Below are 13,364 nucleotides of genomic sequence, written 5' to 3' on the forward strand. Positions count from 1 at the left end.
GGGTAGATGGTCCGCGGGGCGCGCCCGCTCGGGCATGAAAAAACCCCCGCACAGGCGAGGGGAGCCGCGACGGTCCTCGATCCTCGCTCCCGCGGTGGGGCGGGAGCGGCGAGTCACCGGCGCGGCTGCGGAAGCAGGAGCGAACGTGCCACGGGGTGATCCTACCGCGCAGCGCACGACGGGGCACACCGCGTCCGTGTCCGGCACGGCGCGGGATCCTCCGCGGTCCCGCGCCGACGCGTCAGGTGCCCATGATCCCCGAGAGCGCGAGCAGCGTGACCACGGTGCCCACAGTGGTCAGCAGCACCGTGTCCCGGGCGAGGTTCTCGGCGGCCTTGTACTGGGAGGCGGCGACGAAGACGTTCTGGGCCGTCGGCAGCGAGGCCATCACCACCACGGCGAACAGGTCGTGACCGCCGAGGCCGAACAGCAGCCCCAGGCCGAGGGCCAGCAGGGGCATCATCGCGAGCTTGGACACCGTCGCGATCGCGATCAGCCCCCGGTAGCCGTCGTCCTTGGCCAGCGGCGCCGAACCGATCAGGGAGATGCCGTAGGCCAGCAGCATGGCCGGGATCGCCATGTCGGCGATGGAGTCGAAGGGGCGCAGCAGCACGGCCGGGAGCTTCACACCGCACAGGACGAGCACGATGCCGATCACGGCCGCGACGATCGTGGGGTTCGAGGCGATGTTGCGCAGGACGCCGGCGGGGGATGGGCGCATCTTCGTGGTGACCGCGTGCAGGACGAAGAGGTACAGCGGCGTGTAGATCGCCTGCTGGAACAGGATCACCGGCAGGGCGTGGGAGGTGTCCCCCAGCACGTACGCCGCGATCGGGAAGCCCATGTTGGCCCCGTTCACGACCGACCCGCTGATCGCCGTGACCACGAGATCCGGCCCACGGCGGTGGGTGAACAGGCGCAGGACCCCCAGCAGCAGGCCGCCGGAGACGAGACCGGACACACCGGCGATGAGCATCGGGATCGACAGCACCTGCTCGAGATCGGACTCGAGCAGGGAGGTGAACACGAGGCACGGGGAGGCCAGGAAGAACGTGGTGCGGTTGAGCACGAAGCGGCCGTGCTCGCCCAGGACCCCGGTGCGCCCGATGATCCAGCCGATCGCGATCAGGCACCAGACGATGAAGAACCCGGAGAGGACCCCTGCCACGGCTCAGCGCACCCCGACCCTCAGCGGCCGGTGCGCTGGTCGGGCATGCCCGGGACCGGCTCGGCCGGGTCGTCGCCGACCTTGACCACGCGGTTGTGCTCGTCCACGTGGACGACGCAGGGCTTGTGCGCGGCGGCCTCGGTCTCGTCCATCACCCCGTAGGCGATCAGGATCACCAGGTCACCGGGGACCACGAGATGGGCGGCGGCACCGTTGATGCCGATCACGCCGCTGTCGCGCTCACCGGTGATCGCGTAGGTCTCCAGACGCGCACCGTTGGTGACGTCCACGATCGAGACCTGCTCGTTCTCGAGGATCCCCGCGGCGTCCATCAGGGCCGCGTCGATCGTCACCGAGCCGACGTAGTGCAGATCGGCCTGGGTGACGGTCGCGCGGTGGATCTTCGAGGTCATCAGTGTGCGCATCATCGGTGTCCATTCTTCCACGCGGCCCGATGTCCGGGCGACGAGAAGTGGCGGGAGTCCTTGCGCACGCGCGGGGCCGTGAGCGCCTCGCGAGAGCGGATCCTGCGCGATGATGGAGGTGCGCCCCATGTACCGAGGGAGGGGCGCGCCCAGACCCAGGAGGACCCCGATGCCCAAGGCACGACGCCGCAGCGCCCACCGCTCGTCCCGATTCGACGACATGGCGCTCAGTGAGGAGCTGCTCGACGTCCTCGCCGAGCAGGGCCTCACGCATGCCTTCGAGATCCAGGAGGCGATCCTGCCGGACGCTCTCGCCGGGCGTGACGTGATGGCCCGTGCCGAGACCGGCTCGGGCAAGACCCTCGCCTTCGTGCTGTCGATGACGGCCCGGTTCCGCGGCCGCAAGGTGCACCGCCGCCGCCCGCTGGGCCTCGTGCTGGTCCCCACCCGCGAGCTCGCCGTGCAGGTCGTGGACACATTCCATCCGTTCGCCCGCGCCATCGGCGTGAGGGCTCAGCTCGTCGCCGGTGGCATGAACATCGACAAGCAGGCGCAGGCCCTCGCGCGCGGCGTCGAGATCATCGTGGCCACCCCCGGCCGGCTGCTCGACCTGATCGACCGCGACGCGGTGTTCCTGGACCGCGTGGAGACCACGGTGGTCGACGAGGCGGACCACATGTCCGACCTCGGCTTCCTGCCGCAGGTCGGCGAGATCCTCGCGGCCACCGCGATGGGCAGCCAGAAGATGCTGTTCTCCGCCACGCTCGACGGGCAGGTCGAGACCATCGTCGACACCTTCCTGGTGGACCCCGTCGAGCACGAGACGACGCCGGTGGCCGCGGCGGTGAAGACCATGGACCACCACGTCCTCGCGATCGCCCCCAAGGCCAAGCGCCAGGTCATCGCCCAGCTCGCCGCACGCAGCGGACGCACCCTCGTGTTCACGCGCACCCAGCTGGGGGCCGAGCGCGTGGCCGCGGAGCTCGTCGAGGTCGGTGTGGGAGCCGCGGCCCTGCACGGCAACAAGCAGCAGGGCCTGCGCACCAACGTGCTCGCCGGTTTCCGCGCGGGCGCATACCCGGTGCTGGTGGCCACGGACGTCGCCGCGCGAGGACTCCACATCGACGACGTCAGCATGGTCGTGCACGCCGATCCCGCCGACGACGCCAAGGAGTACGTCCACCGCTCGGGCCGCACCGCGCGGGCGGGTGCCTCGGGCAGCGTCGTCACCCTCGCGCTGCCGCACCAGAAGAAGGCCACGCGCGAGGTGCTCGCCGCCGCCGAGGTGGAGCCGCAGTGGGCGGACGTCGACGGGCCCGACGAGGAGGCGCTCGTCGAGCTCGGCGGGCGGTCGCCTTCCGGGGAGCCCGTCGAGGACCCGGCGAAGATCAAGCACAAGGGCGCGCCGCGCAAGCTGCGCCTGTCCGGTGGCGGAGCCGGGGCCAACTCCCAGCGCGCCGAGCAGCGCCGCACCAACGAGGAGCTGCGGGCGGCCTGGGACGAGGACGAGCCCGCGGCGAGCACCGGACAGCGCGGCACGCGCGGATCCGGCGGCGGTCCCCGCACGTCCTCGAAGGGCGGCGGCCGCACGGGCCGAGGCGGCCAGGGCGCGAAGGCCGGGGGCCGCGGAGCCGTTCGCGGCGGGAAGCCCTCGGAGGCCGGTGGCAAGGGCGGATCCCGCGGCGGCAAAGGCGGTTCCCGCGGCGGTCCCGCGCCGCGCGGGGGCTCGACCCGCGGGGGCACTCCCCGCGGCGGCGGCCGGGGCAACGGCGGCCGGGGTGGCAGCGGACCGCGCAGGGGCGGACGATGAGCATCAGCCTGTTCGACCTCTTCAGCATCGGCATCGGGCCCTCCAGCTCCCACACCGTGGGCCCGATGCGGGCGGCCGCCCTGTTCGCCCGGGAGGCCCTCGAGGACCGTGAGGTCGGGCCCCGGGTCGCCGACGTGGGTGTGCACCTCTACGGCTCCCTGGCCGCCACCGGGCAGGGACACGGGACCCTCGATGCCCTCGTGATGGGTCTGGAGGGCGCGGACCCGGAGACCGTCGACCCGGTCGCGGGGCGCGAACGCGTCGCCGCGATCGAGCGCGACGGGGGGCTTCTGCTGGACGGGCGCCTGCCCGTGTCCCTCCGCCCCTCCTCGATCGTCCTGCATCCGCTCACGTTCCTGCCGCAGCACTCCAACGGCATGACCTTCGAGGCCTACGACGAGAACGGGGAGACCGTCCTCAGTCGGCCCATGTTCTCCGTGGGCGGCGGCTTCGTCGTCGACGCGGCCGACATGGACCGTTCGATCGCCGAGGTCGCCTCCGAGGAGGCCGGGCACGCGATCTTCACCACCGGCGACGAGCTCATGCGCGTGTGCGAGGAGCGGGGCATCTCCGTCTCCTCCGCGATGATGCGTCGCGAGCTGCAGTGGCGCAGCGAGGACGAGGTGCGCGCGGGCGCGCTGCGGATCTGGGAGGTGATGAGCGAGTGCATCGAGCGCGGGGTGCGCACCCCCGGGGTGCTCCCGGGAGGCCTCGACGTCACCCGCCGTGCCGACTCCTGGTACGACTCCCTGAGCGCCGAGGACCCAGACCACAGCGCCATCAACGCCCTCGAATGGGTGTCACTGGCAGCGCTCGCCGTCAACGAGGAGAACGCCGCCGGCGGCCGGGTGGTCACCGCGCCCACCAACGGCGCCGCGGGCATCATCCCGGCCGTCCTGTACTACGCCACGCACTACCTGCCGGACACGGATCCCGACGACGTCGCCGTGCGCTTCCTGCTGACCGCCGGTGCGATCGGATCGCTCTACAAGGAGCACGCCTCGATCTCCGGTGCCGAGGTGGGGTGCCAGGGCGAGGTCGGCTCGGCCTGCTCGATGGCGGCAGCCGCGCTCGCCGAGGTGATGGGCGCCAAGCCGCGCCAGGTGGAGAACGCCGCCGAGATCGCGATGGAGCACAACCTCGGCCTGACCTGCGATCCCGTCGGCGGTCTCGTCCAGGTCCCCTGCATCGAGCGCAATGCGATGGCGGCCGTGAAGGCGATCACCGCCGCGCGCTTCGCCCTGCGCGGCACCGGCGAGCACTTCGTCTCCCTCGACACCGTCATCGAGACCATGCGCCAGACCGGCAAGGACATGTCCGAGCGCTACAAGGAGACCGCCATGGGCGGGCTCGCCGTCACGGCGGTCCCCGTCTCGCTCCCGGAGTGCTGATCCGCCCGGGCCCGGTGCCCCGCGCTGGATAGAGTGTCCGGGGTGGGGCCCGGAACCGGCGGGCCGACGGTCGATCCAGGGGCGCAGATGGCTGGAGCAGGGGACATGGGTCCCGGCACCGCCATGCCCGGTGCGACCGCGCCGCGCACCGCCCCTCCGGAGGCCCGCGCTCGCAGGGCGAGCGCGCCCTCGCCGTCGGCCTCCACCCTCCCCGACGGTGACTTCGGGGCCCGCCTCGACGCGGCATTGAGCTCGAGGGGGCTGGCGCTGGAGCGGGTGTGCGAGCGCCTGCGCACGGCCGGCAGCGCGATCTCCCCCTCGACCCTCTCCCTGTGGCGGCACGGGCGCTCGCGCCCTCGTCGGAACGAGGCGATGCGCGCGGTCGCCGAGCTCGAGGTCGTGCTGCGTGTGCCGCGCGGCTACCTCCTGGACGCCCTGGTGCGCCAGGCTCCGGCCCGGCACTGGAGCGCCGACCGCATCGCCGAGGACCCCGTGCAGAGAGCACGCGCGGAGATGGGACTCGACGAGGGCGACACCCTCCAGCGTCTGCTGATCCACCACTGCCTGCACATCGACCGGGCGCACCGCCTGACGCGGGTGGGCGTGCGCCGTGTGCTGCGCGCGACCCGCGAGCGGGTCTCCAGGATCGGCGTCACCGCCCATGGGGCCTCGGGCACGGCCTTGCGTCTGGTGCCGCGACCGGGCGTGCGCGTGGGTCGGCAGCGCGCGTGGCCGGAGCGGGGCCTGCTGTTCACCGAGCTGCTCCTGGACGAGCCGATCGTGCCCGGCGGGCTCGGGATCCTCGACTACGCGGTCGAGCCCGTCGACATCGGCGGGCCGAGCCTGGGTGACCACGGCGGGTACGTCTTCCACACCGAGTTCCCGGTCTCCAGCACGGTCCTCGAGGCCCGCTTCGACCCCTCGGTCCTGCCCGCGGAGGCCGACTGCCGCGTGCAGTCGCAGGCCGCCCCGCGCTCGCTCGCGCAGTGGCCGGTGAACGTCGGACCGGACGGCGGGGCGACGGTCGTCGTCCATGGCCTGGACGCGGGGTCCGTTCGGGTGTCGTGGTCGTGGGGCCGGCGATGAGCGAGAGGACGATGGCGCCGGCAGCTGCCGGTGGTGCCGAGGGGGCGGCGTTCGCGCGGCGACTGCGCGAGATGATGCTCGCCCGCGGTGTCGGCTTCTCCGAGCTCGCGGGGATGCTCGCGGCCGCCGGGGCCCCCACCTCCTCGACGACCCTGTCCTACTGGGTGAGCGGACGCTCCAGGCCCCGCCGCCGCTCCAGTCTGGGGGTCGTGCGCGCGATCGAGCAGTGCCTCGCCCTCGAGGACGGCGAGCTCGTGGACCTGGTGGACATCGACGCTGAGACGTGGAGATACCGCAGCGCGGCCGAGGTCGCCGGCATGCTGCCGTACGGCGACGAGATCGATGCCGTGCGGCGAGACTGGGGGCTGCGGTGGGATGACGGCATGCGCCGCGAGTGCGTGCACACCGTCCTGGCACTCGATGCCACGACGGGCCAGGAGCGTCTGCACCACGAGGTCGTGCTGTCGGCCAACCGCAGCGGAGCGGACCGTCTGTTCCTCGTGGTGGGGATCTCGGCCGGGTCGCTCGAGACCGACCTCAGGATCGAGATCGGCGGGCGGCTCGCGCGCGTCGCGCCCCTCTCGGACGAACTCAGCGCGATCGAGATCGTGCTCCCTCGCCGGCTCGTGGCGGGTGAGGGCGCCGTCGTCCGATGGAGTTGTCCGGTGCCTGGCCTGCTGCGACGAGGCCGCTTCCTGACCGTGTACCTCCGACCCGTCGACATCGCCATCGCCGAGATCCACCTGCCATCCGCCGATGAGCCGTGGACGGTGCGCCGCACGCTCTCGACCGTCGGGCGCGAACGACCTCGCGGCGAGCCGCCCCGCGTGCTCCGTGCCCAGGGGCCGGTGCTCAAGGCCGTGATGACGGAGGTCGCCGCCGGGACCTGCCTGCACGAATGGGAGCGTCGTCCGGTCGCCGCCGAAGTGTGAGCGCGTTCCCGTGACGTGGGTCTCCTGCGATACGGTGAGAGCGAAGACCGACAAGCCCGCGACCACGGTCGCCGAGCCCCGTACGCAGGAGCAATGATGTCCGACGACGCCACTTCGACCGGCACCCACACCGCGCAGAACCGCACCTTCCCCCCGAGCTCCGACTTCGTCCAGAACGCGAACGCACGCCCCTCGCTCTACCAGGAGGCCGCGCGCGACCGACTGGGCTTCTGGAAGTCGCGTGCCGCCTCGCTGAGCTGGCACAAGAACCCCACCGAGGTCCTCGACTGGTCCGAGGCGCCGTTCGCGAAGTGGTTCGCCGACGGCGAGCTGAACGCCGCCTACAACTGCGTGGACCGCCACGTGGAGTCCGGGCACGGCGACCAGGTCGCGCTGCTGGCGGAGTACGAGGACGGCGCCGACGCCACCTTCACCTACGCCCAGGTGAAGGACGAGATCAGCCGGATGGCCAACGTCCTCGAGGGCTTCGGCGTCACCACCGGCGACCGCGTGGCGATCTACCTGCCGATGATCCCCGAGGCCGTCTTCGCGATGCTGGCGTGCGCCCGCATCGGTGCCCCGCACTCGGTCGTCTTCGGCGGCTTCAGCTCCGACGCCCTGCGCTCGCGCATCGAGGACGCCGAGGCGAAGGTCGTCATCACCGCCGACGGCCAGTTCCGCCGCGGCAAGGCGCTGCCCCTGAAGGATGCCGTGGACGCCGCCCTCGAGGGCGGGGCGCCGAGCGTCACCAACGTCCTGGTGGTGCGTCGCACGGGCGGTGACGTCGCCTGGAGCGAGGGCCGCGACGTCTGGTGGCACGAGGCCCGGGACGCCGCCTCCGATCAGCACGAGCCCGTCTGGGTGGAGGCGGAGCACCCGCTGTTCATCCTCTACACCTCCGGCACCACGGGGAAGCCCAAGGGCATCGTCCACACCACCGGCGGCTACCTCACGCAGGCCAGCTACACCCACCGCGACGTCTTCGACCTCAAGCCCGATCGCGACGTCTACTGGTGCACGGCCGACGTCGGCTGGGTCACCGGTCACACGTACATCGTCTACGGGCCCATGGCCAACCGCGCCACCCAGGTCATCTACGAGGGCACCCCGGACACCCCGCACCAGGGCCGCTGGTGGGAGATCGTCCAGAAGCACGGCGTGAGCATCTTCTACTCCTCGCCCACCGCCATCCGCACGGCGATGAAGTGGGGCGACGACATCCCCGAGAAGTTCGACCTGTCCTCGCTGCGCCTGCTGGGCAGCGTGGGGGAGTCCATCAATCCCGAGGCCTGGACCTGGTACCGCGGCGTGATCGGCGGGGACCGCTGTCCGATCGTGGACACCTGGTGGCAGACCGAGACCGGCGCCATCATGATCTCCCCGCTGCCGGGGATCACCGACGCCAAGCCGGGCTCCGCCCAGGTGCCGCTGCCCGGCATCAGCGCCGACGTGGTAGGTGATGACGGCGAGAGCGTGACGGACCAGTCCACCGGGTACCTCGTGCTCACCGAGCCGTGGCCCTCCATGCTGCGCGGTATCTGGGGCGATCCCGAGCGGTTCAAGGAGACCTACTGGTCGCGCTTCTCCGGGAAGTACTTCGCCGGCGACGGCGCCAAGCGCGACGAGGACGGCGACATCTGGCTGCTGGGACGCGTGGACGACGTCATGAACGTCTCCGGGCACCGCCTGTCCACGACCGAGATCGAGTCGGCCCTGGTCTCCCACGACTGGGTCGCCGAGGCGGCCGTGGTCGGCGCGGAGGACGAGACCACCGGCCAGGCCGTGGTGGCGTTCGTGATCCTGCGCGAGGGCACCCAGGACGACGTCGAGGCCGCCGGCGGCGAGGAGGAGGCCGCCAAGATCCTGCGCGCCCACGTGGGCAGCGAGATCGGGCCGATCGCCAAGCCCAAGAAGGTGCTGCTGGTGACCGAGCTGCCCAAGACCCGGTCGGGCAAGATCATGCGTCGCCTGCTGCGGGACGTCGCCGAGCACCGCACGATCGGCGACACCCAGACCCTCGCCGACTCCTCGGTCATGGACCTGATCCAGGAGGGTCTGAAGGACGGCAAGTGACCTGAGGGTCTCCTCCGATCCATGAGCTGCGCCCCCTCACCGGACAGGTGAGGGGGCGCAGCGCGTCACGGCAGCCGCGGCATCACCTCGTCATCGGCGGACGACCGTCACGTCACCGATGTCGGAATGGGTCCGCAGTGTCTTCTGGCCACCACGCAGCGAGGGGTCCACGTCGACCGTGCCCACGTCGGAGTCGGCGTCGACCTGCCAGGTCTTGCAGCAGGGCGCCTGCACGGAGATGTCGCCGGTGCTGGTGGTCGCACGGATGGCGCCCGCTCCGGCGTCGGCCAACGACACGTCGATGTCGCCGACGTCCGTCGCGGCGCGCAGGGTCCCGGTCGTGGAGACCTCGGAGGCGGTGATGTCCCCGGTGTCGGCGTGCAGGTCCAGGCCTGCGAAGGAACCGTCGACGTCTATCCCCCCGACCGAGCTGCGCACCCGCAGGGTGAGGTCCCGGGCCGTGTCGCGAGGCACCGCGATCAGCAGGTCGCGGGACTCGCCTCGGAACCAGGTGGTGGGCCCGTCGAGAAGAGGTCGCTTCACCCTCACGCTCTCGCCGCTGTCCTGGTCGCCGCTCCGTATCCAGCGGGCGCGCAGGCGGGCGTCCGCCGCGGGAAGGGTGGTGGTCCCGGGGTCGACGAGAGCGAGGGTCACCTCGTCGGCCTCGTCCGTCCGGATCACCCGGATGTCGGTGACGTCGGTGGTGACGGTGAGGTCGCGGGGGTCCCCGGCCTCCAGTCGGGAGGAGACCACCGGGTAGGTCGAGGCCTCGATGTGCGAGGCGATGCTGCGGGCGGCGATACCGCCGACGCTCAGCAGCACGGCGACCAGCGCGATCACGGTGAGGACCACGCGCACGGTGCGGTCCCTGCCGCGGGCGGCGCCGAGCGGACGGGGCGGGAGCAGGGTGGTGGGCATCAGCGCTCCTCCGATTCCAGGTAACGCAGGACGGCCATCACCCTGCGGTTCTCGCCGTCCACGGGGGTGAGGGCGAGCTTGGCGAACAGGGAGGAGATGTGCTTCTCGACGCTGCCGGCGGAGACGAACAGGGTCTCGGCGATCGCGGCGTTCGAGCGGCCCTCGGCCATCAGCTGCAGGACCTCGTGCTCGCGGGGCGAGAGGGAGTCCAGCACCGAGCGCTTGCGCGAGCGCACCAGGATCTGCTGGACCACCTCGGGGTCCAGCGCGGTGCCGCCGGCGCCGACGGTGTGCACGACGCGCAGGAACTCCTCGACGTCGGCCACCCGGTCCTTCAGCACGTACCCCAGCGCACCGCCGGAGTCGGCGATCAGCTCGGAGGCGTAGCGCTCCTCGACGTACTGGGAGAGCACGAGGAGAGCCACCTGCGGGTTCTGGGCCCGGATCAGGACGGCCGCGCGGATGCCCTCGTCGGTGAAGGTGGGCGGCATGCGCACGTCCACGATCGCCAGGTCGACCTGGTGACGGGAGACCGCGTCGAGCAGGCCGGTGGCGTCCTCGACGGCGGCGACGACCGTGTGGCCCGCTGCGGTCAGGAGGCGCTCGAGCCCTGCGCGCAGCAGCACGGAGTCCTCGGCGATGACGACCCGGAGCCCGTGACCGGCAGAGCCGGACACCTGTGCCGAGGCGCCGGACGTGCGCGTCGGTCGTGGCGGGGAGGCAGCAGGGGTGCTCATCGGGTCGTCTCCTTCGGGGAGTGCTCGTCGTGCGGGGTGTCCCCGGGAAGGGGGATGGAGGCCTCGAGGACCGTCGGGCCTCCGACGGGACTGGTGACGTCCAGCTGGCCGCCGGTCGCGCGCACCCGGTCCGTGAGCCCTGCCAGGCCCGTGGAGACGCCGTCCCGGCGCACCGTCGCCCCGCCCTCGCCGTCATCGGCGATCCGCAGGTGCAGCACGCTCCGTCCCGGGCCGGGGTCGTGGCGGACGTCCGCGTCCACGCGCACGGAGCGCGCGCCGGAATGCTTGGCGACGTTGGTCAGCGCCTCGGCGACCACGAAGTAGGCCACGGCCTCCTGCTCGCGCCCGATCCTCCCGGGCACGTGGACCTGCAGGTCCACGGGGATCGGGGAGCGCGCGGCGAGGGCGGAGAGGGCGGGGTCCAGCCCGCGGTCGGTGAGGACGGCGGGGTGGATGCCGCGGGCGAGCTGACGGAGATCGGTGATCACGGCCTTGGCCTCCTCATGGGCCTCGCCCACCAGCTCGGTGGCGCCGTCGGGGTCGGCCGTGATCCTGGAGCGGGCCATGCCCAGCGTCATCGCGAGCGCGACCAGGCGCGGCTGGACGCCGTCGTGGAGGTCCCGCTCGATCCGCAGCCGCTCCTGCTCGGCGGCGTCCACGGCGCCCTGTCGGCGCACCGACATCTCGGCGACCTCCTCGCGCAGGTCGTCGTCGGTGCTCGGGAGCATCACCCGGGCCAGTCCGCGCTCGGCGAGGACCCCGGCCGCGAGCGCCCCCAGGGCGATCGCCAGGGCGAGCACCGAGCCGATCGCGAGCAGCAGCGGCCCGGGCTGCCATCCGCCCAGGCGCGCGTCCGGCAGCGTGAGCGCGAGCTCGCCGAAGGTCCAGGCCCACCACAGGCCCAGGAAGAACACGGTGCAGGGGACGAAGGCGATCAGCATCGTCAGGTGGTGGTGCAGCACGGAGCGCCAGAACGACCAGGAGATCAGGTCGAGGGCGAGGTTCTGCAGCCGTCCGCCGAACCCGCGGGAGGTCGAGACCCTGCGGGAGGGCACCACGGCGTCCACCCCGTGCACGGCCCGGGCGCGGCGGCGCTCGCCGGCGGCGGCGACCCGCATCGCGAGCACCCACAGGATGATCAGCAGCACCCCGGTGAGGGCGGCGGCGATCGAGGCGATCCCCATCAGGAGCACGCACACGCTGATCCAGAGCCAGCTGATCGACAGCAGACCGGAGACCAGGACGCTCGCGGCGCCGACGAGGAAGTGCGCGCGCGGCACCTCCGCGTCGTCGGCGGGAGAGGCATGCGCGGCATGCACGGCGCCAGGATCCGGGGACCGAGGGGCGTCGAGAGGGGCGGCGGCGGAGCTCATGGAGCAACCGTAGGCGCGGCACCGCGGGGGCGCACCGGGGCGGACCGCAGTTCCTGGCGGGGGATAACCCCACCGGGTGAGCGCCCGCTTCCTCCCGCTGTGCCCGCTCCGGGACGGCCGGTGATGCTGTGAGACCCGTCCCGGCCAGCGTGCTGCTTCGCACCGACGCCCCGACGTGGGGTTCAATGAATCCATGAGCGAAGGAGCGAACGGTATGCAGGGATCGGACAGCGTCGACCCGCACTCGGACGGTGCCCCGGACGAGGGTGCGACGGACCAGGTCGTCGAGCAGGGCGAGTCCGTCCGCGAATCCGTCGCGTCGGACCAGGGGCCCACGCGCGGAACATTGCGCGACGTCGCCGACAGCCTGGGGATCTCCAGCGCCGTCGCGCTGCGTGCCCTGCGCGACCTCGACGACATCCGTCCCCAGCTGAAGACGCGGGTGCGCGAGGCCGCCGAACGTCTGGACTTCCCCCTCGAGGAGCTCGCGGGGGAGGACGCCCACAAGGGCGTCGTGGCCGTCCTGGTCAACACCATGCGCAACACCTGGATCTCCGATCTCGTGCGGGCCATCCGCATCGAGCTCTCGGCGACCGGACGTTCGGCCGTGGTGGTGCCCACCAGGCGGCGTGTGCCCGAGTACCCGATCGCGGCCGACACCGATGCGGTGCGTTCGCTCGTGGACCTCGGGGTCGACGGCTTCCTGATGGTCTCCGACCTCCACGACGTGGACAGCGTCATCGAGGCCACCGCGGGACGTCCCTTCGTGGGCATCGGCTGCTCGCGTTCCTTCACGGGCCGCTTCGACACCATCCGCATCGACGACGAGGTCGGCCAGGGCCTGCTCGTGGACCATCTGGTGAGCCTCGGCCACACCGAGATCGCCCACGTCGGCGGCGTCGGGTCCCAGGTCGCCCGGGAGCGTGCCGACGCCTTCACTCTCGCGATGCAGCGCAAGAACCTCGAGGACCACGCCCGCGTCGAGCCCGGGGACTTCACCGAGCAGGTCGGGCAGACGGCAGGGTCGATGCTGCTGCGCGGCAGCCAGGTGCCCACCGCCGTCACCTGCGCGAACGACGTGACGGCGCTCGGTGTGCTCGCCGCCGCGCGTGACGCCGGCTACGAGGTGCCCACCGAGCTCGCCGTCGCCGGGTACGGCAACACCTCGCTGTCCTCCTCCGGCGTCACCCAGGTGACCAGCGTCGATCCCAACTCCGATCGACTCGGGGCGCTCGCGGCGCAGTTCCTCGTCGAGCGGGTCTCCGGCCACGAGCAGGAGGTCCGGGACGTCGCCGTGGCCCCCTCCCTGGTCACGCGGCAGAGCACCGCCGCGGGTCCCCGCCCGGAGGTCGAGCGGCGCGCCCGCGTCCACATCGACTGACCCCGGCACCCGGCCGCTCCGCCCGCACCTGCGCGGACGGACAGGCCACATCCCCGCCCGCATCGCGCCC

General features: G+C 72.3%; 11 protein-coding genes. 6 read left to right on the forward strand and 5 right to left on the reverse strand.

Annotated elements, in window-relative coordinates; genetic code table 11:
- Positions 1 to 241: 241 nt before the first annotated feature.
- Positions 242 to 1,168 (reverse strand): AEC family transporter, encoded by a 927-nt coding sequence (locus tag DEO23_RS08435; RefSeq protein WP_109275507.1) that lies wholly within the window; start codon positions 1,166 to 1,168, stop codon positions 242 to 244.
- A 20-nt stretch (positions 1,169 to 1,188) separates the two neighbouring features.
- On the reverse strand, positions 1,189 to 1,596 hold the full coding sequence (panD, locus tag DEO23_RS08440; protein ID WP_109275508.1) for an aspartate 1-decarboxylase: 408 nt from the start codon (positions 1,594 to 1,596) through the stop codon (positions 1,189 to 1,191).
- Between the two features lie 166 nt (positions 1,597 to 1,762).
- On the opposite strand from panD, the gene DEO23_RS08445 reads away from it, so the two are divergent.
- The 5 genes from DEO23_RS08445 (at position 1,763) to acs (ending at position 8,885) form a co-directional block, all read left to right on the forward strand.
- Positions 1,763 to 3,403, forward strand: coding sequence for a DEAD/DEAH box helicase (locus tag DEO23_RS08445; RefSeq protein ID WP_109275509.1), 1,641 nt, complete (start codon positions 1,763 to 1,765; stop codon positions 3,401 to 3,403).
- Entirely contained in the window at positions 3,400 to 4,794 is a 1,395-nt protein-coding gene (locus DEO23_RS08450) for an L-serine ammonia-lyase (protein ID WP_109275510.1), read from the forward strand. The genes DEO23_RS08445 and DEO23_RS08450 overlap by 4 nt, the downstream gene beginning before the upstream one ends.
- A gap of 87 nt (positions 4,795 to 4,881) precedes the next feature.
- Complete coding sequence (locus tag DEO23_RS08455; RefSeq protein WP_133249854.1) at positions 4,882 to 5,880, forward strand: helix-turn-helix domain-containing protein; 999 nt, start codon at positions 4,882 to 4,884, stop codon at positions 5,878 to 5,880.
- Entirely contained in the window at positions 5,877 to 6,812 is a 936-nt protein-coding gene (locus DEO23_RS08460) for a hypothetical protein (protein WP_133249855.1), read from the forward strand. Before DEO23_RS08455 ends, DEO23_RS08460 begins: the two co-directional genes overlap by 4 nt.
- Positions 6,813 to 6,908: 96 nt before the next feature.
- Positions 6,909 to 8,885 (forward strand): acetate--CoA ligase, encoded by a 1,977-nt coding sequence (gene acs / locus DEO23_RS08465; protein WP_109275513.1) that lies wholly within the window; start codon positions 6,909 to 6,911, stop codon positions 8,883 to 8,885.
- A 90-nt stretch (positions 8,886 to 8,975) separates the two neighbouring features.
- Here acs and DEO23_RS08470 read toward each other — a convergent pair whose 3' ends face one another.
- The 3 genes from DEO23_RS08470 to DEO23_RS16510 are packed head-to-tail and all read right to left on the reverse strand — an operon-like array spanning position 8,976 to position 11,913.
- Positions 8,976 to 9,803, reverse strand: coding sequence for a DUF4097 family beta strand repeat-containing protein (locus DEO23_RS08470; RefSeq protein ID WP_109275514.1), 828 nt, complete (start codon positions 9,801 to 9,803; stop codon positions 8,976 to 8,978).
- Positions 9,803 to 10,540: a response regulator transcription factor gene (locus DEO23_RS08475; protein WP_109275515.1), complete on the reverse strand. Its 738-nt coding sequence runs from the start codon at positions 10,538 to 10,540 to the stop codon at positions 9,803 to 9,805. The genes DEO23_RS08470 and DEO23_RS08475 overlap by 1 nt, the downstream gene beginning before the upstream one ends.
- The gene (locus DEO23_RS16510; protein ID WP_109275516.1) at positions 10,537 to 11,913 is read right to left on the reverse strand and encodes a sensor histidine kinase; all 1,377 of its coding nucleotides are present in this window, start codon (positions 11,911 to 11,913) and stop codon (positions 10,537 to 10,539) included. The genes DEO23_RS08475 and DEO23_RS16510 overlap by 4 nt, the downstream gene beginning before the upstream one ends.
- Before the next feature lie 214 nt (positions 11,914 to 12,127).
- On the opposite strand from DEO23_RS16510, the gene DEO23_RS08485 reads away from it, so the two are divergent.
- A complete protein-coding gene (locus tag DEO23_RS08485; protein WP_165831769.1) occupies positions 12,128 to 13,294 on the forward strand; it encodes a LacI family DNA-binding transcriptional regulator in 1,167 nt (388 codons plus the stop codon).
- The last annotated feature ends 70 nt before the right edge of the window (positions 13,295 to 13,364 follow it).

Origin of the sequence: Brachybacterium endophyticum (genome assembly GCF_003130585.1) — a bacterium.
Lineage (GTDB): Bacteria > Actinomycetota > Actinomycetes > Actinomycetales > Dermabacteraceae > Brachybacterium > Brachybacterium endophyticum.